General features: G+C 30.2%; 31 protein-coding genes. 14 read left to right on the top strand and 17 right to left on the bottom strand.

What is annotated here, in order from left to right; all coding sequences use genetic code 11:
- Window positions 1–73: 73 nt before the first annotated feature.
- From nhaA (AJ930_RS09700) to map, 5 genes are read left to right on the top strand one after another with little or no spacing between them, the layout of a single operon-like run.
- Window positions 74–1,222, top strand: a complete 1,149-nt coding sequence (gene nhaA / locus AJ930_RS09700; RefSeq protein ID WP_070233508.1) for a Na+/H+ antiporter NhaA — start codon at window positions 74–76, stop codon at window positions 1,220–1,222.
- Window positions 1,219–2,388, top strand: coding sequence for a Na+/H+ antiporter NhaA (gene nhaA / locus AJ930_RS09695; protein WP_032603390.1), 1,170 nt, complete (start codon window positions 1,219–1,221; stop codon window positions 2,386–2,388). The genes nhaA (AJ930_RS09700) and nhaA (AJ930_RS09695) overlap by 4 nt, the downstream gene beginning before the upstream one ends.
- An 8-nt stretch (window positions 2,389–2,396) precedes the next feature.
- Window positions 2,397–2,858, top strand: coding sequence for a C40 family peptidase (locus tag AJ930_RS09690; protein WP_002871265.1), 462 nt, complete (start codon window positions 2,397–2,399; stop codon window positions 2,856–2,858).
- A 1-nt stretch (window position 2,859) separates the two neighbouring features.
- Window positions 2,860–3,603 (top strand): glutamate racemase, encoded by a 744-nt coding sequence (gene murI / locus AJ930_RS09685; protein WP_002871264.1) that lies wholly within the window; start codon window positions 2,860–2,862, stop codon window positions 3,601–3,603.
- Between the two features lie 9 nt (window positions 3,604–3,612).
- A complete protein-coding gene (map, locus tag AJ930_RS09680) occupies window positions 3,613–4,371 on the top strand; it encodes a type I methionyl aminopeptidase (RefSeq protein WP_002856112.1) in 759 nt (252 codons plus the stop codon).
- 370 nt (window positions 4,372–4,741) lie between these two features.
- Here the strand turns inward: map and AJ930_RS09675 are convergent, their stop codons facing one another.
- The 13 genes from AJ930_RS09675 to dnaG all read right to left on the bottom strand — a co-directional run bounded on the left by AJ930_RS09675 (window position 4,742) and on the right by dnaG (window position 16,756).
- Window positions 4,742–5,242 (bottom strand): flagellar FLiS export co-chaperone, encoded by a 501-nt coding sequence (locus AJ930_RS09675; protein ID WP_002871263.1) that lies wholly within the window; start codon window positions 5,240–5,242, stop codon window positions 4,742–4,744.
- 55 nt (window positions 5,243–5,297) lie between these two features.
- Window positions 5,298–5,897 (bottom strand): ABC-type transport auxiliary lipoprotein family protein, encoded by a 600-nt coding sequence (locus tag AJ930_RS09670; RefSeq protein ID WP_070275277.1) that lies wholly within the window; start codon window positions 5,895–5,897, stop codon window positions 5,298–5,300.
- Complete coding sequence (locus AJ930_RS09665; protein ID WP_002871261.1) at window positions 5,897–6,787, bottom strand: MlaD family protein; 891 nt, start codon at window positions 6,785–6,787, stop codon at window positions 5,897–5,899. Before AJ930_RS09665 ends, AJ930_RS09670 begins: the two co-directional genes overlap by 1 nt.
- A 2-nt stretch (window positions 6,788–6,789) precedes the next feature.
- The gene (locus AJ930_RS09660; RefSeq protein WP_070275276.1) at window positions 6,790–7,512 is read right to left on the bottom strand and encodes an ABC transporter ATP-binding protein; all 723 of its coding nucleotides are present in this window, start codon (window positions 7,510–7,512) and stop codon (window positions 6,790–6,792) included.
- Window positions 7,513–8,622: an ABC transporter permease gene (locus AJ930_RS09655; protein WP_070275275.1), complete on the bottom strand. Its 1,110-nt coding sequence runs from the start codon at window positions 8,620–8,622 to the stop codon at window positions 7,513–7,515.
- A gap of 1 nt (window position 8,623) precedes the next feature.
- Window positions 8,624–10,522 (bottom strand): transketolase, encoded by a 1,899-nt coding sequence (gene tkt / locus AJ930_RS09650; protein WP_070275274.1) that lies wholly within the window; start codon window positions 10,520–10,522, stop codon window positions 8,624–8,626.
- 9 nt (window positions 10,523–10,531) lie between these two features.
- Entirely contained in the window at window positions 10,532–11,377 is an 846-nt protein-coding gene (locus tag AJ930_RS09645; protein ID WP_004298095.1) for a polyprenyl synthetase family protein, read from the bottom strand.
- Window positions 11,374–12,468 carry a PDZ domain-containing protein gene (locus AJ930_RS09640; protein WP_070275273.1) on the bottom strand — a complete coding sequence of 365 codons (1,095 nt, stop codon included), beginning with the start codon at window positions 12,466–12,468 and terminating at the stop codon, window positions 11,374–11,376. Before AJ930_RS09640 ends, AJ930_RS09645 begins: the two co-directional genes overlap by 4 nt.
- Window positions 12,465–12,776 carry a YbaB/EbfC family nucleoid-associated protein gene (locus AJ930_RS09635; protein WP_002871256.1) on the bottom strand — a complete coding sequence of 104 codons (312 nt, stop codon included), beginning with the start codon at window positions 12,774–12,776 and terminating at the stop codon, window positions 12,465–12,467. The genes AJ930_RS09640 and AJ930_RS09635 overlap by 4 nt, the downstream gene beginning before the upstream one ends.
- 3 nt (window positions 12,777–12,779) lie before the next feature.
- Window positions 12,780–14,063 (bottom strand): UDP-N-acetylmuramoyl-L-alanyl-D-glutamate--2,6-diaminopimelate ligase, encoded by a 1,284-nt coding sequence (locus AJ930_RS09630; protein WP_070275272.1) that lies wholly within the window; start codon window positions 14,061–14,063, stop codon window positions 12,780–12,782.
- Entirely contained in the window at window positions 14,047–14,598 is a 552-nt protein-coding gene (locus tag AJ930_RS09625; protein WP_052858762.1) for a hypothetical protein, read from the bottom strand. Before AJ930_RS09625 ends, AJ930_RS09630 begins: the two co-directional genes overlap by 17 nt.
- Window positions 14,585–14,857, bottom strand: a complete 273-nt coding sequence (locus tag AJ930_RS09620; protein ID WP_002871253.1) for a NifU family protein — start codon at window positions 14,855–14,857, stop codon at window positions 14,585–14,587. The genes AJ930_RS09625 and AJ930_RS09620 overlap by 14 nt, the downstream gene beginning before the upstream one ends.
- A gap of 81 nt (window positions 14,858–14,938) precedes the next feature.
- Window positions 14,939–16,756: a DNA primase gene (gene dnaG, locus AJ930_RS09615; protein WP_052858764.1), complete on the bottom strand. Its 1,818-nt coding sequence runs from the start codon at window positions 16,754–16,756 to the stop codon at window positions 14,939–14,941.
- Window positions 16,757–16,826: 70 nt separating this feature from the next.
- On the opposite strand from dnaG, the gene AJ930_RS09610 reads away from it, so the two are divergent.
- The 4 genes from AJ930_RS09610 to aroC are packed head-to-tail and all read left to right on the top strand — an operon-like array spanning window position 16,827 to window position 19,989.
- Window positions 16,827–17,813, top strand: coding sequence for a CDC27 family protein (locus AJ930_RS09610; RefSeq protein WP_070252326.1), 987 nt, complete (start codon window positions 16,827–16,829; stop codon window positions 17,811–17,813).
- Window positions 17,800–18,240 (top strand): ribonuclease HI, encoded by a 441-nt coding sequence (gene rnhA, locus AJ930_RS09605; RefSeq protein WP_002851277.1) that lies wholly within the window; start codon window positions 17,800–17,802, stop codon window positions 18,238–18,240. Before AJ930_RS09610 ends, rnhA begins: the two co-directional genes overlap by 14 nt.
- The gene (gene rnc / locus AJ930_RS09600) at window positions 18,227–18,901 is read left to right on the top strand and encodes a ribonuclease III (protein ID WP_002871251.1); all 675 of its coding nucleotides are present in this window, start codon (window positions 18,227–18,229) and stop codon (window positions 18,899–18,901) included. The genes rnhA and rnc overlap by 14 nt, the downstream gene beginning before the upstream one ends.
- Window positions 18,901–19,989: a chorismate synthase gene (gene aroC, locus AJ930_RS09595; protein WP_070275271.1), complete on the top strand. Its 1,089-nt coding sequence runs from the start codon at window positions 18,901–18,903 to the stop codon at window positions 19,987–19,989. The genes rnc and aroC overlap by 1 nt, the downstream gene beginning before the upstream one ends.
- 84 nt (window positions 19,990–20,073) lie before the next feature.
- Here the strand turns inward: aroC and AJ930_RS09590 are convergent, their stop codons facing one another.
- A complete protein-coding gene (locus AJ930_RS09590) occupies window positions 20,074–21,057 on the bottom strand; it encodes an MnmA/TRMU family protein (protein WP_070239875.1) in 984 nt (327 codons plus the stop codon).
- Window positions 21,058–21,151: 94 nt separating this feature from the next.
- Between AJ930_RS09590 and AJ930_RS09585 the strand changes: the two genes are divergently transcribed.
- Together AJ930_RS09585 and AJ930_RS09580 are read left to right on the top strand one after the other, a co-directional pair.
- The gene (locus AJ930_RS09585; protein ID WP_070239873.1) at window positions 21,152–21,313 is read left to right on the top strand and encodes a hypothetical protein; all 162 of its coding nucleotides are present in this window, start codon (window positions 21,152–21,154) and stop codon (window positions 21,311–21,313) included.
- A gap of 3 nt (window positions 21,314–21,316) precedes the next feature.
- Window positions 21,317–22,186 carry a hypothetical protein gene (locus tag AJ930_RS09580; protein ID WP_070275270.1) on the top strand — a complete coding sequence of 290 codons (870 nt, stop codon included), beginning with the start codon at window positions 21,317–21,319 and terminating at the stop codon, window positions 22,184–22,186.
- A 12-nt stretch (window positions 22,187–22,198) separates the two neighbouring features.
- Here the strand turns inward: AJ930_RS09580 and AJ930_RS09575 are convergent, their stop codons facing one another.
- The 3 genes from AJ930_RS09575 to exbB are packed head-to-tail and all read right to left on the bottom strand — an operon-like array spanning window position 22,199 to window position 23,695.
- Window positions 22,199–22,891 (bottom strand): energy transducer TonB, encoded by a 693-nt coding sequence (locus AJ930_RS09575; protein ID WP_070275269.1) that lies wholly within the window; start codon window positions 22,889–22,891, stop codon window positions 22,199–22,201.
- Window positions 22,888–23,277, bottom strand: coding sequence for a TonB system transport protein ExbD (gene exbD / locus AJ930_RS09570; RefSeq protein WP_002851470.1), 390 nt, complete (start codon window positions 23,275–23,277; stop codon window positions 22,888–22,890). Before exbD ends, AJ930_RS09575 begins: the two co-directional genes overlap by 4 nt.
- The gene (gene exbB, locus AJ930_RS09565; protein ID WP_044778643.1) at window positions 23,270–23,695 is read right to left on the bottom strand and encodes a TonB-system energizer ExbB; all 426 of its coding nucleotides are present in this window, start codon (window positions 23,693–23,695) and stop codon (window positions 23,270–23,272) included. Before exbB ends, exbD begins: the two co-directional genes overlap by 8 nt.
- Before the next feature lie 158 nt (window positions 23,696–23,853).
- Here exbB and AJ930_RS09560 point away from each other — a divergent pair, with 158 nt between their 5' ends.
- The 3 genes from AJ930_RS09560 (at window position 23,854) to AJ930_RS09550 (ending at window position 26,589) form a co-directional block, all read left to right on the top strand.
- The gene (locus AJ930_RS09560; protein WP_070239867.1) at window positions 23,854–24,597 is read left to right on the top strand and encodes a DUF4261 domain-containing protein; all 744 of its coding nucleotides are present in this window, start codon (window positions 23,854–23,856) and stop codon (window positions 24,595–24,597) included.
- Between the two features lie 64 nt (window positions 24,598–24,661).
- Entirely contained in the window at window positions 24,662–25,078 is a 417-nt protein-coding gene (locus AJ930_RS09555; protein ID WP_070239865.1) for a PepSY-like domain-containing protein, read from the top strand.
- 260 nt (window positions 25,079–25,338) lie between these two features.
- Window positions 25,339–26,589 (top strand): serine/threonine protein kinase, encoded by a 1,251-nt coding sequence (locus AJ930_RS09550; RefSeq protein WP_070275268.1) that lies wholly within the window; start codon window positions 25,339–25,341, stop codon window positions 26,587–26,589.
- The last annotated feature ends 1 nt before the right edge of the window (window position 26,590 follow it).

The following is a 26,590-nucleotide window of genomic DNA, read 5'->3' as shown; positions in this document are numbered from 1 at the left end:
AGTATTTTTTCGTTATAATTTTGCCATTTTATTTATCGTATTAAATTTTTATAATATTTATTTAGGAGCAAGGATGCAAATGATAAAGAAGATGGTTTTAAGTGAAACTTTCCCTGGTATTTTGCTTATATTTTTTACATTTTTAGCCTTATTATGTAAAAATTCTTCTTTAAGTGTTATTTATACAGATTTTTTTCATGCTAATTTTACAGTAGGATTTGATCATTTTCAAATTTCAAAGTCGTTGGATTTATGGATAAATGATGGTTTGATAGCTATATTTTTTCTATGTATAGGGCTTGAGTTAAAATATGAAATTTTACGCGGACAGCTTAAAAATATAAGAGCTGTATCTTTACCTATATTTGGAGCTTTGGGGGGTATGATTACTCCTGCTTTAATTTTTGCTGCTATTAATTATTCCCATGATTTTGCTATGAAAGGTTGGGCAATACCTACAGCAACTGATATAGCTTTTGCAGTAGGCATTTTGATGCTTTTAGGAAATAAAATTCCTACAAGTTTAAAGCTTTTTTTACTTTCTTTAGCTATTTTTGATGATTTGGGCGCTATTGTTATTATTGCTTTATTTTATACAGACCAGCTTTCAGCTTTGGCGATTATTATTTGTTTGTTTTGTATATTTGCTCTGCTTTTGTTAAATTATTATCACATCACCCATCTTTCTTTGTATGTGTTAGTAGGTGTTGTATTATGGATAGCTATGCTTAAAAGTGGAGTACATGCGACTTTGGCTGGTGTGATCATTTCTTTATTTATACCACTTGATACAAAAAATAAAAAACCTTATTTGCATGAAGTTCTTAAGGATTTAAATCCTTGGGTGGTTTATTTTATCTTGCCTTTATTTGCTTTTGCTAATGCTGGGATTGATATCAGAGATATGCATCTTGGTTCGGTATTTTCGCCTGTAAGCCTTGGAATTATTCTAGGATTATTTTTAGGAAAGCAACTAGGTGTTTTTACTTTTTGTTTTATTGCTGTCAAACTTAAGCTTGCAAAACTACCTGAAAATATTAAATATGGAAAATTTTATGGTATATGTATTTTAACAGGCATTGGTTTTACGATGAGTTTGTTTATTGATGGTTTGGCTTATAAAAATAGTGATATTTTTGAACATGCGGATAAACTTGCTATTTTAATAGCTAGTTTTTTAAGTGCCATTGTTGGTTTTATTTATCTTAAGATTGTTAAATGAATAATATAGTACATAAATTAAAAACTTTAGTTTTAAACGAGGCTTTTGGTGGTGTTTTACTTATAGTTTGTACTTTGCTTGCTTTGCTTGTACAAAATGGATCTTTTAGCGAACATTATCGAGAATTTCTAAATTTAAAAGTCGGATTTAGTGTAGGTGAATTTGAGCTTAATAAACCTTTTTTGCTTTGGATAAATGATGGGCTTATATCTATATTTTTCTTTGCTATAGGGCTTGAGCTTAAGAAGGAATTTTTGCATGGGGATTTTAAAAATCCTAAAAATATTGTTTTACCTTTTATGGCTGCTTTAGGGGGTATACTCATACCAGCAATGTTGTTTGCTTTGGTGAATATAGGAGATGCTTATACCTTAAAAGGTTGGGCTATACCTACAGCTACAGATACAGCGTTTGCCTTAGCGATTTTAATGATGTGTGGTAAGCATATTCCATCAAGTTTAAAAATTTTCTTACTTTCTTTGGCTATTTTTGATGATGTGGGTGCTATTTTAATTATAGCTATTTTTTATACGACAAAATTATCAATAGTTGCTTTTGTCGTTGCAGGAATTGCTATTTTGGTAATGCTTGTTTTAAATATTTTAGGAATAACAAGAAAGTCTTTTTATTTTATTTGCTCAGTTATTCTTTGGATTAGTGTTTTAAAAAGTGGTGTGCATGCAACTTTAGCTGGAATCATAACAGCATTTTTTATACCGATGCAAACTAAAAATGGAGAAGCATTTTTAGAAGAAATCTATGAAAGTCTAAAATTTTGGCTCGCTTTTGTTATCTTGCCTTTATTTGCTTTTGCTAACGCTGGGGTAAATTTATCCAATATCGATATGGGAGCAATTTTTTCAGGTGTAAGTATAGGTATTTTTTTGGGGCTTTTTGTGGGTAAACAAGTGGGTGTATTTTTGTTTTCTTATTTGGCAATCCGCTTTAAATTTGCAGCCTTGCCCCAAGGTTCAAATTTGAAACAACTTTATGGGGTTTGTATACTTACAGGTATCGGTTTTACAATGAGTTTGTTTATCGATGGTTTGGCGTATGAAGTTAGTGATATTTTTAATTATGCAGATAATTTAGCTATTCTCATAGCTTCATTTTGTTCTGGGATTTGGGGTTTTATTTATCTTAAATTCTTTGCTACTCGATCTTAAGGGGACTGATGAGACATATTTTTTTCATCATCGCGATTGTATTCTTTATAAGTGGATGTAGTTTTTATCAGAATTTAAACTATACTCGCCCGATTTATAATACAAATAAAGAAACAAAACTTAAGACTATAGCAAATGAATGGAAAAAAACTCCTTATGTTTTAGGTGGAACTACTAAAAAAGGTGCTGATTGTTCAGGATTTACGCAGAGTGCATTAGCTCAGCTTAATATACGCATACCTCGCACTACAAAAACTCAATTAGGTTCTGGGAGAAAAGTTTCTAAATCAAAATTGCAAACAGGAGATTTGGTATTTTTTAAGACAGGTAGAGGGCCAAATGGTATGCATGTTGGTATTTATACGAGCAAGGGAAAATTTATACATTTATCTACTAAAGGTGGAGTAAAAGAAGTCGAGTTAAATAGTTCTTATTGGAAGGCTCGTTATATAGGAGCAAGAAGGTATTAAAGTGAAAATAGGTGTATTTGATAGCGGAGTAGGGGGGCTTAGTGTTTTAAAATCTCTTTATGAAGCTAGACTTTTTGATGAAATTATCTATTATGGAGATACCGCAAGAGTTCCTTACGGGGTAAAAGATAAAGATACTATTATCAAGTTCTGTCTTGAAGCATTGGAATTTTTTGAACAATTTCAAATTGATATGCTTATCATTGCATGTAATACTGCTAGTGCTTATGCTTTAGATGCTTTAAAAGCAAAAGCACATTTTCCAGTATATGGCGTAATTGATGCAGGGGTTGAAGCAACGATAAAAGCTTTACATGATAAAAATAAAGAAATTTTAGTCATTGCAACAAAAGCAACCATTAAATCAGAAGAATACCAAAAGCGTTTATTATCTCAAGGATATACAAATATAAATGCTTTAGCTACAGGGCTTTTTGTGCCTATGGTTGAAGAAGGTATTTTTGAAGGAGATTTTTTGCAAAGTGCTATGGAGTATTATTTTAAAAATATCACAACTCCAGATGCTTTGATACTCGCTTGTACTCATTTCCCTTTACTAGGTCGTTCTTTAAGTAAGTATTTTGGCGATAAAACAAAATTAATTCATTCAGGAGATGCTATAGTTGAATTTCTTAAAGAAAGAGAAAATATAGATTTGAAAAATCATAAAGCAAGATTGCATTTTTATGCTTCAAGCGATGTTGAATCTTTAAAAAATACTGCTAAAATTTGGCTAAATTTATAAGGAAATAAAATGATAGAATTGAAAAAACCAGATGAAATAGAAAAATTAAGAATAGCAAATCAAATTGTAGCAAAAACTTTAAATTTTTTAGAGAATGAAATTAAAATAGGAATGAGTTTAAAACAAATTGATAAAATGGCAGAAGATTATATTTTAAGCCTTGGTGCCAAGCCATCATTTAAGGGGCTTTATGGTTTTCCAGGTGCCATTTGTACATCTTTAAATCAAGTTTGTATCCATGGAATTCCAGATGATAAAATTATCAAAGAGGGTGATATTTTAGGTCTTGATGTGGGAAGTTTGATTGATGGGTATTATGGGGATGCAGCAAGAACTATTGCTATAGGAGAAGTTTCACCCACTGATAAAGCTTTAATCTCTTGTGCTAAAGACGCGTTATATCATGCTATAGATATTATTCATGATGGAATGCGTTTTAAGGAACTTTCAGCTGCTTTAGGCGAATTTATCCATGCAAGAGGTTTTGTCCCGCTTCGTGGATATTGTGGACATGGTATAGGACGAAAGCCCCATGGAGAGCCTGAAATTTTAAACTATTTAGAAAAAGGTGCGAGTGCAAAAAGTGGCCCTAAAATTAAAAATGGAATGGTGTTTTGCATAGAGCCTATGATATGCCAAAAAGATGGAACACCAAAACATTATAATGGAAAATGGGATGCTGGAAGTATTGATGGGCTTAATGCGGCTCATTATGAACATTGTGTTGCTGTGATTAATGGGCGTGCTGAAATTCTTTCTATGATATGATATTAAATTATAAAAATAATATTTTTTTCTTAAAATCCTAAAAATTTAAAATTTTTTAAATAATATTGTAGTAATATTCTTTAATAATTTAAGTTACTAAATAATATTTTTATCATATATTAAGTGTTATTAGAATAAAGTGTCACATCGTATTAAACTAAAACATAAATATGGTTTAGATAATTTAATAAAAATTGTTAAATTATCTAAATATTTATTTTAGTTTAAAGAGATCTTTTAAGATCTCGTTTGGGTTAGGCTATTTCCCTCCCCCTTTTTATTCGTAGCCTAACTCTCTTTTAGAGTTTGGAAAATCTCTTTAAGCTAAAATATATTATATTCGCTTAAAGAGAACAAATGATTACTATTCTTATTTAAATAAATTTTTAAAATCCATTGTAGAGTTATAAATTCCAGCATTATCCATAGTTTCGCCCATGGTGATTGCGGTTGCTAACTCTGATAGAATGATTTTTATTTCATCTCTTTTATCTTGTATATAGGCCAATACACCTTCGTAATTACTTGTTTGAAGAATTAAAAGTGGATTAGCAATTTCAAATTCAAAAAGTTTTTTACCAACATAAACATTGAAAATATTTCCAAAAAGGGCTGTTCCCATGAAAGAGCAGTTTTGTATAAGTTGTGATGCTGTGGCATCAAGAGTTCTTTTTTGCATATCATCTGAATTTTCATCTATTCTTTCTAGAATGCTTTTTTCTATTTTTTTTAAAGACATATCAAGTACTTGAAGTGCTCCTATAAAATCATTTGCATCATTGATTTGAGAGCAAATTTGATTTGCTTTAAATTCATTCACGCTTTGAATTTCGCCTAAGTGTTTTTTAAATATATCTAAATCACTTTTCATTGTTTACCTTTCAAAAATATTGCTAAATATTTAAAAAGCAAAAAGTGTTCCTAAATTAGGATAAATTAGAATTTACCCAAAAAACAATCTCATTTCCAATTTTATTTAAGGCTTTTTGAAAAGCATTATAAGTAGAGCGGATATCTTTTTTTCCTATTTTTTCTTTAGTATTGAAAATTTTATGAGCTATTATTTGATTATTTTCAAGATTTATGAAATTTACGCTTATAGAAATTTGAGCGTAGTTTTCATTGTTGTTAAGAATTTGTTCAAAAGAGTTAATCCTGCTTTCAAGGGCATAATCCGCATTTAAAGAGCTTGTTGAAGAAAGTAAGGTTGTAAAAATATTGCTTTGTTCAAATTTTGACAAAATTAAAAAAGAATAAAGATTGCTTGGTAAGTCTCCCCAGAAATAATGTGCGTATTTGTTGCTAAAACCATTATCTATATAAACAATAGCTCGCGAGTTTAAATACAAAGGTGCATTTGCATTGCGAATTTTAAGAATTTTACCGGTTTTTTTAAAAAAAATATTTGAGTCTATTCCTTCATCTTTTAATATGATATTTTCATTTTTGTTGATGGTTTCGTGTCTTAAAGAGCATCCGCATAATATAAAAGTAAAAGTCAAAATATAGAATAATTGCTTTAGCATTATTTTTCTCCTGGTCCTAGTTTAGGTTTAGTTTCTTTAAAAATCAAATCAGCAGGGCTATTTTGTAAATTTTCTATTAGAATATTGCTTTCAATTAAAACTCGTTTAAAAAGCTCTAAATTTTGCATCAAAGATGCTTTAATATCATCATAAGTGTTTAATTTTTCATCAGCTTTTTTTATGAAATTTTTTAAAATCATCGTGCTTTCTTTTATGTCTTTAAGACTGGAGTTGAAATTTTGCGCACTAAGGCTTATATTATCAGCCATTTTTCCTATTTTTAAACTTGTGTTTGAAAGATTAAGGCTTAAATTTTTAGAATTAGCATTTAAATTTGCACTTAATTCTGCTAGATTTTGCAAAAAGATTTCTAGATTTTTAAGATTTTTTTCGCTTAAAAGTTCTTTTGATTTATCATCGGCCGTTTTAACCAAAGAAAAAATATGTTCACTTTGTCTGTCTATGGTTGCTAAAAAACTTTCTTTAAAAGGAATGACTGGAAGTTTTCCCTGTATAGATACTAAATCTTTGCTATTTTTGCTTCCGCCTTGAAGTTGGACAAATTTAAGTCCTGTGATACCTTGAAGTTGCAAAGTAGCAAAGGTGTCTTCTTTTATAGGGGTATTGTTTTTGACCTTAATGCGTATGTTAACGCCGAGTTCATCTTGATTGTAAATGCTGATTTCTTCTACGCTACCTACTTCCACGCCCAAAAGCCTTACGGGTGCTTTTATGCCAAGTCCTGCAACGGATTCTTGTGTGTGAATTTCATAATACTTAAAACTTTCTTCTTTAGAGTATCCACCAAGCCAAAGTATGAAACCAAGACTTGCAAAAAACACTCCAAAAACAAAAAGTCCTACAAAAAAATAATTTGCTCTATTTTCCACTTTTACTCCATAAATCTTTTAAAAAGTTGTTCATTTTGCAGGCGTAATTCTTCATAAGTACCGCAAAATCCAACTTTTTTATTTTCTAAAATGATAAAGCGATCGAGTAAATTTTTCATACTTTCTTTATCATGTGTAACCAAAATGATATTTAAATCAAAACTTTTTTTTAATTCTAAAACCAAATCGTCAAATTCGCGACTACTATGAGGGTCAAGTCCTGAGGTAGGTTCATCTAAAAAAAGTAACTTACTATCAAGTGCTAAAGCTCTAGCAATTGCCACTCTTTTTTGCATACCACCACTAAGTTCGCTTGGAAATTGTTTTAAAACACTTTCGTTTAAACCTACCATTTTTAACTTCATTAAAACCAGTTCTTGTATGCTATTTTCATCTAAATGAGTGTATTCTTTTAAAGGAATGGCGATATTTTCATAAACATTAAAAAAGCTAAAAAGTGCAGCAAACTGAAAAACCACACCCCATTTTTTACGCAAAGCGAGTGTATCTTCTTCGTTGATATTTTTAAGCTTATAGCCTAAAATTTCATATTCTCCACCATCAAAATGTTCAAGCATAAGCATTTGTTTTAAAAGGACGGATTTTCCACTTCCGCTACCTCCTAAAATACCAAAAATTTCGTTTTTTTTGATTTCAAAACTTACGCCATCATGGACGATTTTTTCTCCAAATTTTGTAATGATATTTTGCGCTTTAATAACCATTTAAATTCCTGCAGAAGTTAAAATAACAGAGAATAAAGCATCAAAAGCTATCACCCAAAAAATAGCATTTACAACGCTTTTTGTGGTATAAATTCCTATGCTTTGTGTAGTGTTTTTTACCTCAAAACCACGAAAACAAGCAATAAGCCCTATTAAAAATCCAAAAATAGGTGCTTTTGCAAGTCCTATAAAGATATGTTTTATATCTACAGCTTCTCTAAAGCGTCTTAAAAATTCGGCAATTGAAATATCAAGATTTAATTTTGCAACCATCATTCCACCTATAATACTGATTGCATCGCTAATGGCAACGATTAAAGGCATAGCCACTACCAAAGCCATAACACGTGGAATAATAATAAATTCAAAAGAACGAAAACCCATAGTATTCATAGCTGCAATTTCATCAGTGATTTTCATCACTCCAATTTGTGCGGTATAAGAGCTTGCACTTCTTCCTGCGATCACTATGGCAGCGATTAAAGGTGCAAGTTCTCTAGTGGCTGAAATTCCCATCAAATCTACTATGAAAATATTGGCTCCAAATTGTGCGAGTTGATAAGCGGCCTGATAGGCTAAAACCACTCCTACTAAAAGAGCAGTTAAAATAACTATAGGCAAGGCTTTAAAAGCAGAATTTTCTATATGATATAAAAAAGCAATAAAGCGAAAATTTTTAGGATTTTTAAGGCATAAAAAAAGACTTGTGAAAAAAGCTCCTGTGAAATTGATGAATTTTCTTAAAATTTTTAAAAGTTCTAAACTTAATTTTCCAAGATCGATAAAGTATTCACTGAAATTTTTATGTGATTTTTTTGTTTTGCTTAGTCTTTGGTAGTTTTTTTCACAAAGTTCAAAAAGGGTTTGAAAGCGTGAATTTAAGCCTTCTTTGGTGATTTTAATATTTTTATCTTTAAGATCATTTTCCAAAGCAAGGAAAAATCTCACTCCAGCGGTATCGATTGCTTTTAGATCTTTAAAATCAAAAATCACTTCCTTGCTTTGGATCAAAGCTAAAAAATCTTTTATTTTTAACTTATAAATGCTTGTTTTATCCCAAATTCCAAAGATAAAAAGAGTGTTGTTTTGAAATTTGAAATTTGTATTCATTTTATTTGCTAAGGATAAAATTTACAAGCTTTGAAACGCTAAAGCCAAAGTGTTCAAACACATCTTTGTCTTTGCCACTTTCTCCAAAACTTTCTATGCCATACACTTTATGGCAAAATTTATAAAGTTCATTAGAGTGTGCTGCTTCAACGCCTATAACTTCACCTTTTAACAATCTTTCTTGATAAGCTTTATCTTGTTTTTCAAAAAGTTCAAAACAAGGCATAGAAACAACATTACAAGCAAAACCTTGTTTTTCAAGTTCATTCGCACTTTCTAAACAAAGCCAAACTTCACTTCCGCTCGCTAAAAGTGTAAATTTAGCGTCTTTGCTTTCTTTGAGTAAATACGCTCCATTTTTTACATCTCCAAAAACAGGTTCATTTAGGGCTTTGAGTTTTTGGCGTGAAAGTACAAAAGCACTCGGAATATCAGCATTTATGGCTATTTGCCAAGCTTTGACATTTTCTACCCCATCAGCAGGTCTAAAGGTTAAAAAATTTGGCATAGCTCTAAAAGTGCTAAGTTGTTCTATAGGCTGGTGTGTTGGCCCATCTTCGCCCACGCCTATGCTATCGTGCGTGAAAATAAAAAAATGTTTGATTTTCATTAGAGCTGCTATTCTTGCGGCAGGTTTTAAGTACTCACTAAAGATGAAAAAAGTTGCTGAAAATGGTAAGAAAATTCCATATCTTGCAAAAGCATTGTTAATCGCTGCCATAGCGTGTTCTCTGATACCAAAATGGATATTTTTACCTTCTATAAAGTCTCCCATACCGTGAAGTTCTGTTTTGTTTGAAGGGCCTAAATCCGCACTTCCGCCTAAAAATCCTTCTAAATTTTTAGCTAAAACATTTAAAATTTCACCATTGCTATCTCTTGTAGCAAGATCTTTTCCTTTAAAATCAGGATAAGCTATCTTACTAAAATCGGGATTTAATAGCCTTTCTAAAAGTTCTTTTTTACCACTTTTTTCAAGCTTATCTTTCCATTTTGCTTCTTCTAAATCCCCAAGTTCTACAGCACTTTCAAAGCGGATTTTGCTTGCTTGTGGGATATGAAAACTGATATTTGGATCAAAACCTGCTTGTGCTTTGGCTTTTTTAATCACTTCTTCGCCCAAAGGTGCACCATGGCTTTTATGACTGCCTTCAAGCTCTCCTGCGCCCTTTGCTATAGTTGTTTTTGCGATGATAAGACAAGGTTTTGTGGATTTTTTAGCTTGTTCTAAGGCTTTATTGATTTCTTCATAATCGTGTCCATTTATACTTAAAACTTCAAATCCTTGTGCTTCAAAACGCATTTTTACATTTTCATTAAAGGCTAAACCTACATCGCCTTCTATAGAGATATTGTTGCTATCGTAAATGAGTATGAAATTATCAAGTTTGTGAAGTCCTGCTAAAGAACAAGCTTCATAAGAAATGCCTTCTTGTAAATCTCCATCTCCACAAAGACAATAAATTTTATGATCGATTAAATCACTACCTAGTAAATTTTGTGCTTTTTTTGCCGCCATAGCAAAGCCTACAGCGTTTGCAACGCCTTGTCCTAAAGGGCCTGTAGCGATTTCTACTCCAAGAGTTGAAATTTCAGGGTGTCCCGGGGTTTTAGCATGAAGTTGGCGGAAATTTTTAAGATCTTCCAAGCTTAAATCATAGCCACTTAAATGTAAAAAACTATAAAGCAAAGCACTTGCATGTCCACCTGAAAATATAAGTCTATCACGGTTTAGCCAAGTGGGATTTTTAGGATTGTGCTTTAAATGATAACTTAAAACACTTAAAATATCTGCTAAGCCCAAAGGTGCACCTGGGTGTCCTGAGTTTGCTTTTTGCACCATATCAGCACTTAAAAATCTTAGAGTATTTGCCTGTTCTTGTAAAATTTGAATGTCCATTTTTTGCCTTTATAAGTATTGAATTATTAAATTTTGTATCATTTGTGCGAGTTTTTCATTAAGTTTTTCTAAGTCTTGTTCGCATTCACTAAGAAGATTTTCTTTTGTTTTTATGGCTTGTTCAAGTCCAAGCAAATTGACAAAAGAATTTTTATGAATATCGTTGTTAGTAGGCTTTCCGCTTTGTTCTTGACTTGTAGTTACATCGATAATATCATCATTGATTTGAAAAATCAGTCCTAGTTTTAAACCAAGTTTGTAAATTTGATTGCTTTCTTCGTTGTTAAGTTCGCAAATTTCACAACCCATTTTTAAAGCTGCAGCGATCAATCTTGCGGTTTTGTGTGTATGTAAAAACTCAAGTTCATTTAAACTGAGTTTTTTGTCTTCAAAAAAACAATCAATAGCTTGTCCTATGACCATTCCATTAAGTCCTGCGTTAAAGGCAAGGGTTTTGATGAGTTTGATTTTGATTTCATCTTTTAAATGAGCATGACTTAGAACTAAAAAAGCTTCAGTATTTAAAGCATCGCCCACTAAGATGGCTGTAGTTTCATCGTAGCTTTTGTGTAAGGTTGGAATTCCTCGTCTAAAGTCTGCATTATCCATAGCGGGTAAATCATCGTGTATGAGTGAATAAGTATGGATAAATTCCAAAGCCAAAGCCACATCTAAAGCTTGATTTAAAAGTTCAGGTTTATTGCTTTGTACTACGCTTAAAAGCAATTGTGCGCGAAAATGCTTTCCTCCTGCTTTTAGCATAAGAGCTAAAGCTTCATTGAAAAAAGGATGAAAGCTTTCAACTTTGGGTAGATTTTTTTCTAAGTGATGGATAAAAAGTTCTTTTAAATTCACTTAGTAAGCCTTATGAAAAATTGAAATTTACCATCGCCACCTGAGTTGGCATTTCCGCCTAATTCACTGTTGAAATTTGATAAAGGTAATTTAGTACTTTTGCGTTCAATTAAGATGCTAAAGTCATTACCAGCGCTTAAAATATTTTGTAATTCTTTAAAATTATTTAAAATAATATTATTAACGCGTAAAATTTTATCTCCTACCATAAATCCTGCATTTGATGCTTTTGATTTTGGATCTATTTTGGTTACAACAAGACTAGTATTAACTGTTAAACCAAGATTGCTTGTGAAATTTGTAATTTTTGGTTTTGGTTTAGAATCAGGAAGGTTAAATTTGCTCAAATCTTTTGCAAAAACTTCGGTAGAAATATTTAAATCCATATTATCACGCAACACTTGAAAATAAAGAGTACTTCCGCGATCCGCAAAAAGAATTTTTTCATTGAGTTTTCTTAAATCATTGGCGGGCAAACCATCAACACTTATAACTTGATCATTGATTAAAAATTGTGGATTTTTTCTTACATTGTTAACATAAATTTTATTTTCTCGAACAACAAAATCAACGCCAATATCTCCCCAATAAACATCGTTATATTTCATAAAATGTTTTAAATAGCGATTGCCTATAAAAGAGCTATTATTTAAAGCAATCCCCATCATTTCACAGCATGGAGTCCCTAAAAGTCCTATTTTAGAATTAAAATCAAGTTGATCTTTTTCATCAATATTTTGAGCTAAATACTTAATATGCCCTATATAGGGTTTATTAAGATCCCAAATTCCAACCCAATCATTGCGAGTAAGTTTTTCTTCATCGCCCATAGGAGTAGGGATTAGGCTAAAGTCAGTTCTTACAAGATATAAATTTAAAAATGGATCGTATTTTACATATTTGTTGAGCTTAGCATTAGGTTGTTTTAATACAGCAAGTAAATTTTCACTGAGTGCAAAAGCTGGCATTCCTTCATAGTTGAGCATGCTTGCCTTATTTCTTTCATAACCTGCTAAAAAATCTTCAAATTTAGGTCTTTCTATACCAAAAGACAAAGTAAAAAGCATGCAAATAATTAAAATTTTTTTCATAATTTCATACCTCCAAAACCGCCTAAAACATCATTCGCTATATTGGAACGATTTTGCGCAACCATAGCCAAAACATCATTAATTGCAGAAATAAGTAAAATTTGCAAGGACTCTTTATCTTCAAGTAAAGAATCATCAATGCTAACATCGATAATTTCACCTTTTCCATTGGCGCTTACTTTAACAAGTCCTGCTCCACTTTTGGCGCTAAATTCACGATTTGCAAGTTCTAGTTCTATATTTTTTGCTTTTTCTTGAACTTGATTTAAAAGTTCTCCCATTTTAGAAAAATCCATATTTTCAAACATTGATTATCCTTGATTTTTTAAAATTTCATTAACAACTATTTTATCGCTAAAAGGATATTTTATCCCTTTAATTTCTTGAGTAGTTTCATCACCTTTGCCTAAAATAACGACTAAATCGTCATTTTCTTTTAGTTCTAAAGCTTTTTTTATGGCTTCTTTTCTATCTTCTATCATTAAAACTTTTTCTTTTTTAGCAAAGCCTGATAAAATTTCTTCCATGATGGTTTTTGGTTCTTCGTTGCGTGGATTGTCACTTGTAATGATAGCAATTTTTGCAAAATGTTCGACGATTTTTCCCATTAAAGGGCGTTTGGTTTTGTCCCTATCTCCACCTGCTCCAAAAACAACGATGAGTTTTTTATTTTTAAGAGTGTCAAGCACTTTTTCAATGCCATCAGGTGTATGAGCAAAATCTACAATCACACCTTTTGCTACTTGTTCTACCCTGCCACAAACCCCACCAAATCCACTGATAGCATTTTCCAAGTCTTTTAAATCAGGCTTTACAAGTTCATTCACACAAGCGCTAGCAACTAGAAGATTGTAAAGATTAAAAAGTCCTAGCAAGGGCGAGTCTATGTGAAAAGTTTGATTTTTATTTGTTACAATAGCACTAATGCCTTCTTCTAAAGAATAAGCTTTGATTTGATATAAAGCAGGATTTTCTATGCCATAAGTAAAAGCATTACGCACATTAAATTTAATAGCCAAAGCATCTTTGTTGATAAATTTTAAACTCTCATCGGTAAAAAAAAGCTCTTTTGCTTCTTTATAATTTTCAAAAGTACCGTGAAAATCTAAATGATCTTGAGTGATATTGGTAAAAATTTTAGCAGCAAAATTTAAGCCTTCGATGCGGTTTTGAACGAGTGCGTGTGAGCTTACTTCCATGATAAAAAAATCACATTTTTTTTGAGTGGCTATCTGTAAGTATTCTAAGGTTTTAAGAATAGGGGAGGTGGTTAAGGATTTTTCATCAATTTGTTCATCGTTGATAAAAGCTCCTCTTGTCCCGCAAAGTCCGCATTTATAACCTAAATCCAATAAGATAGAATAAATCGCTGCTGCGGTTGTGGTTTTGCCATTGGTTCCTGTGATTCCTATGATTTGAATCTTTTCATCGATTTTTAAAAGTTTTTTACACTCATTTACATCAATGATTTTTGCACCTTTTTCTAAGGCTTGAGCGTGAAATTTAGCATTTTGTGTGGTTTGCAAAAAAAAGCATTCTTTTTCACACTCTAAGGTATTATCTGTAATGAATGAATTTTCAAGTTTTAATTTCACTTTTAAATCCTATGAGTTTTTCTTGGAGTTTGATAAATCTATCATTTGCCCAAAAATGAGGCATAACATTTTCTATATAATTTAAAGTCATATCTTTATAGCCATTATCAAGTAATTTTTCCAAAAAATCTAAAAAATCATCACGATTATCAATAACTAACTTAGTGCTATTAATGATATTTTCAAAACTTTTTTGAAAACCAAGTTCTTCTTCGCTTTTTAAAAAATCTTGATAATTTAACGCATGTCCATCTTCAAATTCGTTTTCCTGTTTGTTTTCTTGTTTTTTAAATTCAATTGTACTTAAAATTTCTTCTAAGTCTTTATCAATGTTAGAGATTTTGTAATGTTCTATATAAAAATCAAAAAGTAAAGAAGCTTCTTTAGGAGATTTTAAAGCAAGATCGCAAAGGCAGATAAAATTTAGCAAGCGTTTATTTTTGCGTTTTTCATAAGCCATAGAAAAATACATTTTTGCAGTTTTAAAATCTTTCTTGTAAAAATGTTCAATTCCAAGTTTTTTATAATTTTGCAAATTCGTCTGCTCCGCCGTTTAAATTGATTATAGTGATTTCTGGATGAATATCAATCTTAAGTTGCCTTTCAAGACCATATTTTAGCGTTGTTCCACTCGATGCACAGCCTTTACAAGCTCCTATTAAATGGATATAAACGATCCCATTTTTAATTCCTAAAAATTCAAGCCCTCCGCCATCACGTTCAAGCATAGGCAAACTCTTTTCTAAACTTGCTTTAACAGGATTTATAAGCTCTTCATCACTAAAAGGCATCATAATTTATCCTTAAAAATTTTTATATACTTTAGCGTGATTGTGTTTAAAAAAAGGTAAATTAAGGCTTGAAATTTAAATAAATTAAAAAGGTTCGTCATTATCTTGCGCGCTAAATCCTAAATCATAAACTGTAAAGTTTTTATTGCCAAAAATTCCATTTAAGTTTCTAAATGATTGTTGCAGAATTTCTTCGTTTTTTTCATATTTTAAGAAGCTTAAATATTCTTTTAAAAAATTATTTAATTCTTCGGTATTTAAATTTTTAATTAAAAGATTTAAATTTTTATCAATAAGCGTAAAAAGTTGTTTTTTTAATGCGAGTGTAGAATTTTTAATTTTTACATTGTTTAAAAAAGCTAAATTAACCTTGCAAATACCTAACAAGAATTCGCTATAGTTTAAATTTTTTCGAATATTTTTACTTTCAAATTCTCTGATATCACTATCTTCATAACCTTTTTTTTCTAAAATTTTATCCAATAAAATCTTATGCTTAAAACAAACACTATCACTAATTTGCTTAAAATCGTTACATATATCTGGATGCTGTTTTAAAAAAGCTATAAGTTCTAATTCTGCAATGTGAATTTTTTCTTTAGGAAAATTGTATTTATTTTGAGAAATTAAAGGGGTTTGTATGATTTTTTTTGAATTTTGTGATAAGACAATAAATTTTTCATCCACTTTTAATAAATTTGAAACTAGACCAGTGTAAGAATTTGCCACTAAAGGTTCAAGATTAAAGGTGAATTTTTGTATAGTTTCTAAAGCTTTTTGTTTATCAAGAGCAGAAATTATGGAATGAGTGGATATTAAGCGTCTGATATAAAATTCACCGAGCTCTATTCCTTCATCGAGTATATTATGAAGTTTTGTGCTTTCATTTTTTGCTACGAGCTCAGCAGGATCTTTTCCGCCTTGCAAAATTGCCACTTTACCGTCTATTTTGTTTGTGCTTAATAAAAATGCAGATCGTGTCGCAGCTTTTAATCCTGCTTCATCATTGTCAAAACATAAAATCACTTTTGCATCATAACGGCGGATTAAGGGTAGATGATGTTCGGTTAATGCTGTTCCAAGAACTGCTACAGCATTGTTAAACCCTGCTTTGTGAAAAGCTATTGCATCCATGTAGCCTTCACATACTATTATTTCTTTTTTTTTGGCTATATTTTCTTTAGCGATGTTAAAAGCATAAAAAATTCTACTTTTATCAAAAAGTATATTTTGGGGTGAATTTACATACTTTGCCGGTGCATTGGGATTTAAAGTACGCCCTCCAAACCCTACTAATAAGTCTTTATGATCGTAGATTGGAAAGGTGATACGCCATATAAAACTTGCGTAAAATTCATTATTTTCATCTTTTTTTAAAGCTCCAACACTCATAGCATCTTCTAAAGGAATTTTTTGATTTTGCAATAATCTTATACTATCTTCACTTGCTCCTGCAAAACCTAATTCGAATTTGGCTATATCTTTGTCATTTAAAGCTCTTTGGTAAAGATAGGTTAAAACTTCTTTGTGGTGTTTGAGATTATCTTTAAAATACGCATTTAAGCTTGGTAGTATAGATTTTAGCTCTTTTTTATTTTCTTGTTTTTCTTTTGTATAGCTCAAAGTAAAATTACTAAGGCTTGCAACTTTTTCAACTGCATCGGCAAAACTTAATTTTTCATAATCCATTACAAATTTAAAAGCATCTCCACCAGCCTTGCAAGCAAAACAATGATAAAAACCTTTGGTAGGATTGATATGCATAGACGGGTTTTTATCTGCATGGAAAGGACAGATACACACAAAACTTGAGCCTTGTTTTTTTACTTCAATATAATTTTCTATAATATCAACAATATTAAGTCTTTGGGATAAATTTTCTATACTTTCTTTAGTTATCATTTTATAAACCTTGTTAAAATTATACAAAGATTTGGCTATAATTTGGCATAAATTTTTTTAGAGCGAGACTATGGATTTTTTCTTTGTAGAATACAGAGACCCTTTAGTAGGGCTTATAATTTTAACCATTTTAGTATTTGTTGTAGCTGTTGCAAATTATATTTGGAAAATATTTGCTAGCAAAGATGAAGAACAAAAGCTTGAAAAATTTATAAAAAAATTTGAAATGGATAATGCTCATAAAGAGTTGTTAAGAAATAGTAGCTTGAGTTTTGGAAATTTAAGTTTTTTGGCCGAAATTTTTACTAAAAGCGGGGAATTTGAAAAAGCAACTCAAATTTATTTGATTGCTCTTGAAAAATGTAAAGATAAACAAGAAAGAGAATTTATTTTCCTTTCTTTAGCAAAAGTTTATTTTAAAGCAGGATTTTTAGAGCGTGCAAAAGAAGTTTTATTACAAGCTTTAAAACTGCGTCCAAGAAATATACAAGCCTTAAAACTTTTAAAAATTGTTTATTTAAAACTTCGTTCTTATAAAGAAAATTTAGAACTTTTAGAATGTCTTTTTGAGCTTAATGAAGATGTGCAAAAAGAGCATGATTTTATCAAAGCTTTGGAACTTTGTACTTTTAATATCACTGATGAAGAAAAAAAGAAAAAACTTTTAGAATTTAAAATAGAAGATAATCCTATGTTAGGGCGTTTAGTTTTTGAAAAATATCATATGTTTTTAGGGCAAAATTTTTTTGATATTTGTGATTTGCTTTATAGAGAAAATGAAGCGTTTAATTTAGAAAATCAAGATTTTTTAGAATTCTTTTATGCTTTGGGTAAAATTTCAAAGCATGATGATACGCATCAGTTTGTTTTTAAAAATTCTAATTTTAAAATGTTAAAAATTTTAAAAGATAGTTCTTTTAATGCGGGGTTAGAATTTTCATATCGTTGTTCTGAGTGTAAAAATGTTATGCCTTTGTTTTTTTATCACTGTCCTGTTTGTTATGAGTTTAATACTTGTAAAATTATTTATGAAGTGAAAAACAATGAAACACATTGAAATTTATACAGATGGTTCATGTCTTAATAATCCGGGTTTTGGCGGATGGGCTTATATTTTGCGTTATAAGGAGTATCAAAAGGAAGGTTTTGGAGCTGAGGCTAATACCACTAACAATAGAATGGAGCTAATGGCAATTATTGAATCTTTGAAGGCTTTAAAAGAGCCTTGTGAAATTTCGCTTTTTACAGATTCTAACCTAATGGTTCAAAGTATTAATGAATGGCTAGAAGGATGGATAAAAAAGGATTTTAAAGGTAAAAAAAATATAGATTTATGGAAGGAATATATTAAAGTGGCAAAATCTCATAAGATTAAGGCTTTTTGGGTAAAAGCACATAATGGACATTTGGAAAATGAAAGGTGTGATACATTGGCGCGTGAAGCTGCTTTGAAAATTGCAAGGGAAAATGATGAAAAACATTGAAAAACTAGAGCAGAGTTTAACTTATGAATTTAAAGATAAAAATCTTCTTATACATGCTTTAACCCATAAAAGTTTTAAAAAATCTTACAACAATGAACGCTTGGAATTTTTAGGTGATGCTGTGCTTGATTTAGTTGTGGGTGAATACCTTTTTCATAAATTCGCCAAAGATGCCGAAGGAGATTTATCTAAGCTTAGAGCGGCTTTAGTGAATGAAAAGTCTTTTGCAAAAATTGCAAATAGTTTAAATTTGGGCGATTTTATTTTTATGAGTGTTGCTGAGGAAAACAATGGAGGAAAAGAAAAGCCTTCTATACTTTCAGATGCGTTAGAAGCCATTATAGGTGCTATACATTTAGAAGCTGGGTTTGAGTTTGCAAAAACTATTGCTTTAAGACTTATAGAAAAAAATTTCCCTCAAATTGATGCAAAAATTCTTATAAAAGATTATAAAACAAAATTACAAGAGATTACACAGGGAAAAATCGGACAAACTCCGCAGTATGAAACAGTGCGTGCTTTTGGTCCTGATCATTTAAAGCAATTTGAAATCGCTTTAATACTTGATGGTAAAGAACTTGCAAGAGCTATTGCGGGAAGCAAAAAAGAAGCACAGCAAATGGCAGCAAAAATTGCACTTGAGAAATTAGGAGCTTTATAGTGAATACCTTTGGTACGAGATTGAAATTTACAAGTTTTGGTGAGTCTCATGGTGTGGCTGTTGGATGTATTATTGATGGAATGCCTGCTGGAGTTAAATTTGATGAAGAATTTTTACAAAATGAGCTTGATAAACGCAAAGGCGGAAGTAAATTTGCAACACCAAGAAAAGAAAGTGATAAAGCTCAGGTTTTAAGCGGAGTTTTTGAAGGATATACAACGGGTCATCCTATAGCTATAGTAGTTTTTAATGAAAATGCTCATTCTAAGGATTATGATAATTTAAAAGATCTATTTCGTCCTGCTCATGCGGATTTTGCTTATTTTTATAAATATGGCATAAGAGATCATAGGGGTGGAGGTAGATCAAGCGCTAGAGAAAGTGTTGCTAGAGTGGCTGGTGGTGCAGTTGCAGCGATGCTTTTGCGTGAATTTGGTATTTGTGTTCAAAGTGGTGTTTTTGGAGTAGGAACTTTTGTATCAAATTTGAAAGAAGAAGAATTTGATTTTGAATTTGCTAAGAAAAGTGAAATTTTTTGCCTTGATCCAAAACTAGAAAGTGACTTTAAAAATGAAATTTTAAATGCTAGAAGTTCAAAAGATAGTGTAGGCGCTGCCGTTTTTACAAAAGTTAGTGGTATGCTTGTGGGACTTGGAGAAGTTCTTTATGATAAGTTAGACTCTAAATTAGCTCATGCTTTAATGGGAGTTAATGCTGTTAAAGCAGTTGAAATAGGTGAAGGTATTAATGCAAGCAAAATGCGCGGATCGTGTAATAATGATGCTTTAAAAGATGGCAAGTTTTTAAGCAATCATAGCGGAGGAATTTTAGGAGGAATTTCAAATGGAGAAAATCTTATTTTAAAAACTTATTTTAAACCTACTCCTTCTATTTTTGCCAAACAAGAAAGTATAGATAAATTTGGTAATAATTTGAAATTTGAACTCAAAGGTAGGCATGATCCTTGTGTAGGTGTTAGAGGAAGTGTTGTAGCTAGTGCTATGGTGCGTTTGGTTTTGGCTGATTGTTTGCTTTTGAATGCGAGTGCGAATTTAAACAATTTAAAAAATGCTTATGGATTAAAATAAAAAAGCCCATTTTCATGGGCTTGATTGCAATATTTTGAAAAGATTCAAATACTATATCGCTTGTTTTGCTAAATACTTTACACTTTAACTAATAAAAAATTGATTAATATCAGCCTTATTTTCAAAAGCTATACTTGTATAAGCTTGATTTTTAAATTTAAGTTCATAGCTTTTTCCTGCTTCGTGTTTAGTATAGGTAAGGGCTATTTTTAAGGCAAGTTCTAAGTCTTTTTCTGAAATTTTTTCATCTACCAAAGAGTAAGCTCCGATTAAATCCCCAAGTTCTATTACTTCATATTTAGAAGTTTTTAAACCTTTTAAAAGAGTATTTTCAAGTTCATTTCTACCTATGATCATTTTAGCTCCATTGGGTAATCTTAAATGACGACCATATTTTAAAAGTTGTGCGTCATTAACCTGCATATCTTTGTTAAATTCTATGAAATCTCGAATTTTTTTAGCAAAACTATCAAGAGTTAGCAAACAACCTCCACCTGGGCTTTCAAAGTCTTCTAAGCCAAATTTAGCTGCAAGTTCAAGTTGTCTTTTGCGACTTCTTCCGCTAATACCTTCGAGTTTTTCTCTATCTACCCAGCCTTCTCTTTCAGGTTTGGTTAGAGGTAGGTTTTTTGCACACATAGGACGCAAGATTAAATCTTCTTCATCAAGAGCAAGTTTTTTAACCTTTGCCATCGCATCACTTCTTTGACTCATAGGGCGTTGTCCTAAAACTTCTCCTGTGATGATAAAACTTGCATTTTCTTCTTTTAACATAGCAAGAGCAGTTTTAAACATAAAAGCATGACAATCTATACAAGGATTAAAATGTTTGCCATAGCCATATTGTGGATTAAAAAGTACTTCTTGAAGATAGGAATTTCTTACATCTATCATTTCAAAATCTGCACCTACCATTGCCGCACGCTTTTTCATGATTTCGCTTTTATCACTTGTGCTTCCAAAACCTATGTTGATATTTAGAGCTTTAACTTCTATGCCTTGTGCAGTGATGAGTTTCATTGCAAGCATACTATCAAGCCCACCGCTAAAAAGAGCTAATGCTTTCATTGATTCCTTTCTGAGATTATAAAATTTTTTAAGATTTTGTCGATTATAAAAGGTATAATTTTAACTAAAAAATCTTTAAAATAAGGATTGGAAAATGTTAAAAATAATTTTGGTTTTAAGCATTTTGAGTTCTTTTGCTTTTGCAAAATCTTGTGCTAACTACGAGCAAGAACTTAAAAAGTGTAATTCTTTAAAAAATTCACATGAGAGAAAAATGTGTCGTTTAGGTTTATTTGCAAAATGTAAAAAAGGATAAATAATGAAAATCGATACTTCTACTAGTTTAACTCATTCTTTAACTAATAATGTTGATAAAAAAGAGCTTAGCGTATTAAAAAAAGAAGATCAAGATAAAATTCCCGTGCAAGATCTTTCGAGTTTAAATAACGATGGTGTTAAGGTTGTTTTTGAAAATAAGCAAGGTGAACTTATAGCTTTAAATTTAAGCAATGAAAATTATAGTAGTTTACAAAAAAATTTCAGTTCTTATACGAATTATGTTGCTAGAAATGATGGTAGCATAAGGCTTAATGGCGAAGCAAATCAATTTGTTTCAAATTGGTTTGAAAGTGTAAAAGATAATTTTGGTTCTTTAAATTCAAATTTAAATAATAAACAACAAAGTGTAAAATTAAATTTTAATACAAGCACCCTTCAACAAAGTATGCAAAATTTAGGCTTTAAAATAAGCGATGAAAAAATATCTGATGATGCAAATATAGAAGAAAAATTAAATTTTTTTATTGATAAAGATGTAAATAAAGATGGTAAAGTTGATGATAGTGATGTTAAAGAACCTAGCATGAGAGAAATTTTAAGTGACATTAAAGAGGCATCAGGTAGTGGAGCTAGTGCTATGAAAACCATAGATCCGCAAAAAATCAATAAAAAAGATGATAAGGAAAATAATATCAAAGAAAAAGAAGACGAAGATTTGCTTCAAAAAGCCCAAGAAAAAGGTTTAAGTGCTTTAAGTGCTGATGAGCAGGCAAAGCTTGAGGCTAGTAATCCTGAAGAATTTGAAAAACTGAAGCAAAAATCTTTGCAAGAATTAAGTCAGAATTTAAGTAAAGATTTTCAAAATAAAATTGAAAATCAAGAAACACAAATTGTAGATAAGAGAGTGTAGTAAATTATAATTTTACCCTCTTAAGATTTTAAAATCATATATAATAGGTAGTGTAATTCTTAAATCCCCGTTATAGTGTGGAAAATTTAAAGAAGCTTTTTTTATGCTTTCTAAAGCACTTTTATCTAACAAATCATATCCTGAGCTTTCTATGATTTTTAAATCTGCTAAAGTTTTATTTTCTTTCCATAAAAATTCTACTTTTACAGTTCCTTGCATACGCATTTTTTTTGCTTGCCTTGGATAAAATTGTGCTTGTTGTATAGCTTTTTGGATTTCTTTTAATACAGGGTGATTATCTTTTCCTTGTGTCAATTGGGTGATTTTAGGTTTGACATTTGTATCAGTTGTTTTTGTAAAAGTTTTAACTTCTTGAGTTGGTGCTATTGGGGTTTTATTTGGTATTGGATGTGAAAGTGTTTTTTTATCTTTTTTTATCTTTTTTTGCATTTTTTCAGGAGTTTTTTTAATAACTTTTGGCTGAGGTTTTGCTTTGATAGATTCTATAATGGATTCTGTTGGTTTAGTCTCATTTGTTGGATTAGTTTGGGTAAACTGTTTTATTGCTAAAGAAAAAGAATCTTCATTTTTAATTTCCATTTTAAAAAAGTCATTCGAGTGAAAAATGACAAAAAGCAAAGGTATAAAGACTATAAAAGTTATATAAGAAGCTTGGTATTTATGATTTAAAAATAAAGTTTTCATTTGTTTTTCTCAGTAAGAATTTGAAAATTTTCATGTTCTTTGGCTTTTAAAAAATCTATAATTTTTACAAAGCTTTCAAATTTAGCATTTTTATCGCTTTTTAGTTCTACTATGGTTTTTTTATCAAGTGAAAAAATAGCATTTTGAACTTCATTTAAATCAGCTAATTTATCATTTAAATAAAAAGTATTTTTTTCGTCTATGGTTATAAGAAGTTTTTTTTCATTATTGCTTATATTGGTAGCATTTTCACTTGAAGGAAGTGAGATTTGAATTTTTCCATGCGCAATAAAGGTTGAAATACTAAGTACTATAGCAAGCAAAACAAGCATAATGTCTATAAATGGAACTATATTTAAACCTTCATTTTTTGGTAGTTTAAGCATTTTTATTTGCCTTATAAGCATTACTTAAGAGGGAAACTTTTCTAAGTAAGGCATTATAAGCCATTAAAGCAGGAATAGCAACCAAAAGTCCTAAGGCTGTAGCTTTAAGAGCTAAAGAAAGTCCCACAACTATAGATTTGACATCTATATTGCCCGTTAAGCCCATTTCGTAAAATGTAACCATGATGCCTATTACAGTGCCTAAAAGTCCTATATAAGGGGCATTGGAATAGATGATATATATAGTGGTTAAATTTTCACTAATCGCATCATCAAATTGCTCTTGATTCTCATAATTTTTAAAGTTAATTTTTCTAAAAAATAGCATTCTTTCTACAACACACCAAAAAGCTATAAATGCCATAATTCCTAGAATTAAAAAGATAATTAAATCGATGTAATCTTTTAGAAATTCCACATTTTTCTCCAAAAATATACTTACTAAATTTTAAAAGATTATACTATATAAAAAATAAATTTATAATTAATATCAATTATCATAATTTTTAAGAAATTCTTGTTTATAGTTTTTATTTTTATTAGGTTATAATTTATAAAAATTTAATAGGGTTTAACATGACTATAGATTTAAATCACAATTTTACCTCTTTTGTTCTTCTTGATGAAGTTGATTTTAATTTTTCGGAATTAAAAAGCATTTTAGAAGATAAATTTAATATAAAAATAGCTGATGAAAATTTTACCAAAGAGGGAGTGATTTTTTCACATGAAAATATGTTGATTACTCTAAATTTGATTAAAAATCCTATACCTAATCACGAAGCAGAATACTATGCAAATTTTAATTTTATGTGGAAAGATGCCTTACAGCAAACTAAAAAACATAAAGCTCATCTTCTTATAGCGGTGCTAAGTCAAGATCAAAGCAAATTAGAACAAGCTAAAATGTTTACGAAAATTGCAGCTTTATGTTTGGATAATAAACATGCTTTAGGTTTTTATACAGGTGCAGTTGTTTTAGAGCCCAGTTTTTATATAGAAAATGCAAAAATGTTAGATGATAATCGCTTGCCGGTATATAATTGGATATATGTTAGTGTTTATCCTAGTGAAAATGGAGTCAATGCTTATACTTATGGGCTTAGAAATTTTGATAAATTAGAACTTGAAGTTTGTGATTTAAACATAGAAGAAAAAGAACTTTTCTTTTGTATTTATGATATTGTTTTACATATTTTAACTTATGATATTAATCTAAAAGATAAAGATATTTTAAAATTTGAAGATGGAAAAGAAATAAAATTTATAAAAAGTCAAGGTATAAGTGTTGAGAACGAAAGCTTGAAAATTATTTTTTAAGTTTCACATTCACTTCACAGTTTTGAGTTAAACTTTCGCCAACCAAAACACAAAAGGAGAAATTATGAAAGCAAAATTAACTTTACTTGCTTTGTTGGGTGCTACGGTGCTTTTAGCTAAAGATATGGTTGTTCCTGCTAGCGAACTTCCAAATAATGCCAAAGAATTTATTTCTAAAAATTTTAAAACCGCTCAAATTGGTTTGGTGAAAAAAGATATAGATTCTTATGATGTAATTTTAAATGATGGAACTGAAATTGATTTTATGATCAATGGAGATTGGAAAGAAGTTGATGGAAAATATAAGGCTTTACCACATACTATTTTACCTAGTGTTATGAAAAAAGTGAGTGCAACTCAACCAAATGCTCAAATTCTTGAAATAGATAAAGAAATTAATGGTTATAAATTTAAGTTTAATAATAACATGAAAGTTTATACGGATATGCAAGGAAATATCCTAGGTCAAAAATTAGATTAATTTTTGAAAATTTAACTCCCTTAGAAAATTTGATGCAAAAATTTGGAAGCATAGTCTTCCAAATTTTTATTTTTTGATTGCAAAACCCAAAATATATTTAGTTTTAAAATAATACTTTATTGATACAAGTGATTGTTTTTTTATAAAATTAAATTTACAAAATGTTACATAAGATTTAAAATATTTTTTAAAAAAAATAATTATTTATAAATATTTTGCTAAAATAAAAGAGATACAATCTTATAATTTAAGGAAGAATAATGAATACTCCTAAATGGACTAGTCACGATACAAGGTGGGTTTTATCTCTTTTTGGAACAGCTATTGGAGCCGGCGTACTTTTGTTACCTATTAGTGCTGGGCTTGGTGGATTGATACCTTTGTTAGTTATACTTGTTTTAGCTTTTCCTATGACTTACTTAGCTCATAGAAATTTATGTCGCTTTGTGCTTTCAAGTTCTAACCCAAAAGATGATATTACTTTTGTTGCAGAAAGTTATTTTGGCAAGGGTGGTGGATTTTTAATTACGCTTTTGTATTTTTTTGCTATTTTGCCCATTTTACTGGTTTATAGTGCTAATCTTACAACAACTTTGCTTGAGTTCTTAATCAATCAGTTTAATTTCAATGCAGATCTTACTCATGCTGCTCGTTGGTGGGTAAGTTTTTTGATTGTTGGGGTTTTGGTTTTGATTTCTATTCTTGGTGAAAATGTTGTAACAAAAGCAATGAGTTTTCTTGTTTTTCCTTTTATTATATTTTTATTTATTTTTTCATTGCTTTTAATTCCACAATGGAATTCATCATTATTTACAAATGTTGATTTTTCTGTAATCTCAACAAGTAATTTTTGGGTTACTTTATGGCTTGTTATTCCTGTGATGGTGTTTAGTTTTAATCACTCTCCTATTATTTCTTCGCTTGCTTGTTATTGTAAAAAAGAATATGGTGATTATGCTGAACCTCGTGCTAGAAAAATTATTTCTTTGGCAATTATTCTTATGGTTTTTGTTGTAATGTTTTTTGTTTTTTCTTGTGCTTTAACTTTTACACCAGAAGATTTTGCATCAGCAAAAGAACAAAATATCAATATTCTTACCTTTATAGCAAATAAATTTCCTGAAGTTTCTTTGCTGACTTATGTTGGGCCTATTGTTGCGCTTGTGGCCATTAGTAAAAGTTTCTTAGGACATTATCTTGGTTCTCAAGAAGGCTTAAACGGTATTTTATATAAAGCAAGTAATGGTAAAATTCAAGGTAAATTCGCTCAAACTTTAACAGCGATCATTACCTTTGCTATCGCTTGGCTTGTTGCGTATAAAAATCCAAGTGTTATAGGAATTATTGAGGCTATTGGTGGTCCTGTTTTGGCTATTTTGCTTTTCTTGATGCCGCTTTATTGTATTTATCGTTTTGATATTTTGGCAAGATTTCGTAATAAATTTTTAGATCTTTTTATTTTGGTAATGGGAATAGTTGCGATTTCTGCTGCAATTCACAATCTTTTATAAA

This window comes from Campylobacter sp. BCW_6871, assembly GCF_001762325.1.
GTDB lineage: Bacteria > Campylobacterota > Campylobacteria > Campylobacterales > Campylobacteraceae > Campylobacter_D > Campylobacter_D jejuni.
This window is presented reverse-complemented; position numbering and strand designations above follow the sequence as displayed.

What these genes read in the sequence shown, in the direction of transcription:
- AJ930_RS09610 (WP_070252326.1), top strand. Translation starts at nt 16,827, where the DNA reads ATGGATTTTTTCTTTGTAGAATACAGAGACCCTTTAGTAGGGCTTATA.
- map (WP_002856112.1), top strand. Translation starts at nt 3,613, where the DNA reads ATGATAGAATTGAAAAAACCAGATGAAATAGAAAAATTAAGAATAGCA.
- AJ930_RS09575 (WP_070275269.1), bottom strand. Translation starts at nt 22,891, where the DNA reads ATGAAAACTTTATTTTTAAATCATAAATACCAAGCTTCTTATATAACT.
- nhaA (WP_070233508.1), top strand. Translation starts at nt 74, where the DNA reads ATGCAAATGATAAAGAAGATGGTTTTAAGTGAAACTTTCCCTGGTATT.
- AJ930_RS09590 (WP_070239875.1), bottom strand. Translation starts at nt 21,057, where the DNA reads ATGAAAGCATTAGCTCTTTTTAGCGGTGGGCTTGATAGTATGCTTGCA.
- AJ930_RS09655 (WP_070275275.1), bottom strand. Translation starts at nt 8,622, where the DNA reads ATGAATACAAATTTCAAATTTCAAAACAACACTCTTTTTATCTTTGGA.
- rnhA (WP_002851277.1), top strand. Translation starts at nt 17,800, where the DNA reads ATGAAACACATTGAAATTTATACAGATGGTTCATGTCTTAATAATCCG.
- AJ930_RS09675 (WP_002871263.1), bottom strand. Translation starts at nt 5,242, where the DNA reads ATGAAAAGTGATTTAGATATATTTAAAAAACACTTAGGCGAAATTCAA.
- AJ930_RS09555 (WP_070239865.1), top strand. Translation starts at nt 24,662, where the DNA reads ATGAAAGCAAAATTAACTTTACTTGCTTTGTTGGGTGCTACGGTGCTT.
- AJ930_RS09690 (WP_002871265.1), top strand. Translation starts at nt 2,397, where the DNA reads ATGAGACATATTTTTTTCATCATCGCGATTGTATTCTTTATAAGTGGA.
- AJ930_RS09635 (WP_002871256.1), bottom strand. Translation starts at nt 12,776, where the DNA reads ATGTTTGAAAATATGGATTTTTCTAAAATGGGAGAACTTTTAAATCAA.
- AJ930_RS09580 (WP_070275270.1), top strand. Translation starts at nt 21,317, where the DNA reads ATGAAAATCGATACTTCTACTAGTTTAACTCATTCTTTAACTAATAAT.
- tkt (WP_070275274.1), bottom strand. Translation starts at nt 10,522, where the DNA reads ATGGACATTCAAATTTTACAAGAACAGGCAAATACTCTAAGATTTTTA.
- AJ930_RS09670 (WP_070275277.1), bottom strand. Translation starts at nt 5,897, where the DNA reads ATGCTAAAGCAATTATTCTATATTTTGACTTTTACTTTTATATTATGC.
- AJ930_RS09560 (WP_070239867.1), top strand. Translation starts at nt 23,854, where the DNA reads ATGACTATAGATTTAAATCACAATTTTACCTCTTTTGTTCTTCTTGAT.
- AJ930_RS09550 (WP_070275268.1), top strand. Translation starts at nt 25,339, where the DNA reads ATGAATACTCCTAAATGGACTAGTCACGATACAAGGTGGGTTTTATCT.
- AJ930_RS09620 (WP_002871253.1), bottom strand. Translation starts at nt 14,857, where the DNA reads ATGATGCCTTTTAGTGATGAAGAGCTTATAAATCCTGTTAAAGCAAGT.
- AJ930_RS09660 (WP_070275276.1), bottom strand. Translation starts at nt 7,512, where the DNA reads ATGGTTATTAAAGCGCAAAATATCATTACAAAATTTGGAGAAAAAATC.
- exbD (WP_002851470.1), bottom strand. Translation starts at nt 23,277, where the DNA reads ATGCTTAAACTACCAAAAAATGAAGGTTTAAATATAGTTCCATTTATA.
- AJ930_RS09640 (WP_070275273.1), bottom strand. Translation starts at nt 12,468, where the DNA reads ATGAAAAAAATTTTAATTATTTGCATGCTTTTTACTTTGTCTTTTGGT.
- dnaG (WP_052858764.1), bottom strand. Translation starts at nt 16,756, where the DNA reads ATGATAACTAAAGAAAGTATAGAAAATTTATCCCAAAGACTTAATATT.
- nhaA (WP_032603390.1), top strand. Translation starts at nt 1,219, where the DNA reads ATGAATAATATAGTACATAAATTAAAAACTTTAGTTTTAAACGAGGCT.
- rnc (WP_002871251.1), top strand. Translation starts at nt 18,227, where the DNA reads ATGAAAAACATTGAAAAACTAGAGCAGAGTTTAACTTATGAATTTAAA.
- AJ930_RS09585 (WP_070239873.1), top strand. Translation starts at nt 21,152, where the DNA reads ATGTTAAAAATAATTTTGGTTTTAAGCATTTTGAGTTCTTTTGCTTTT.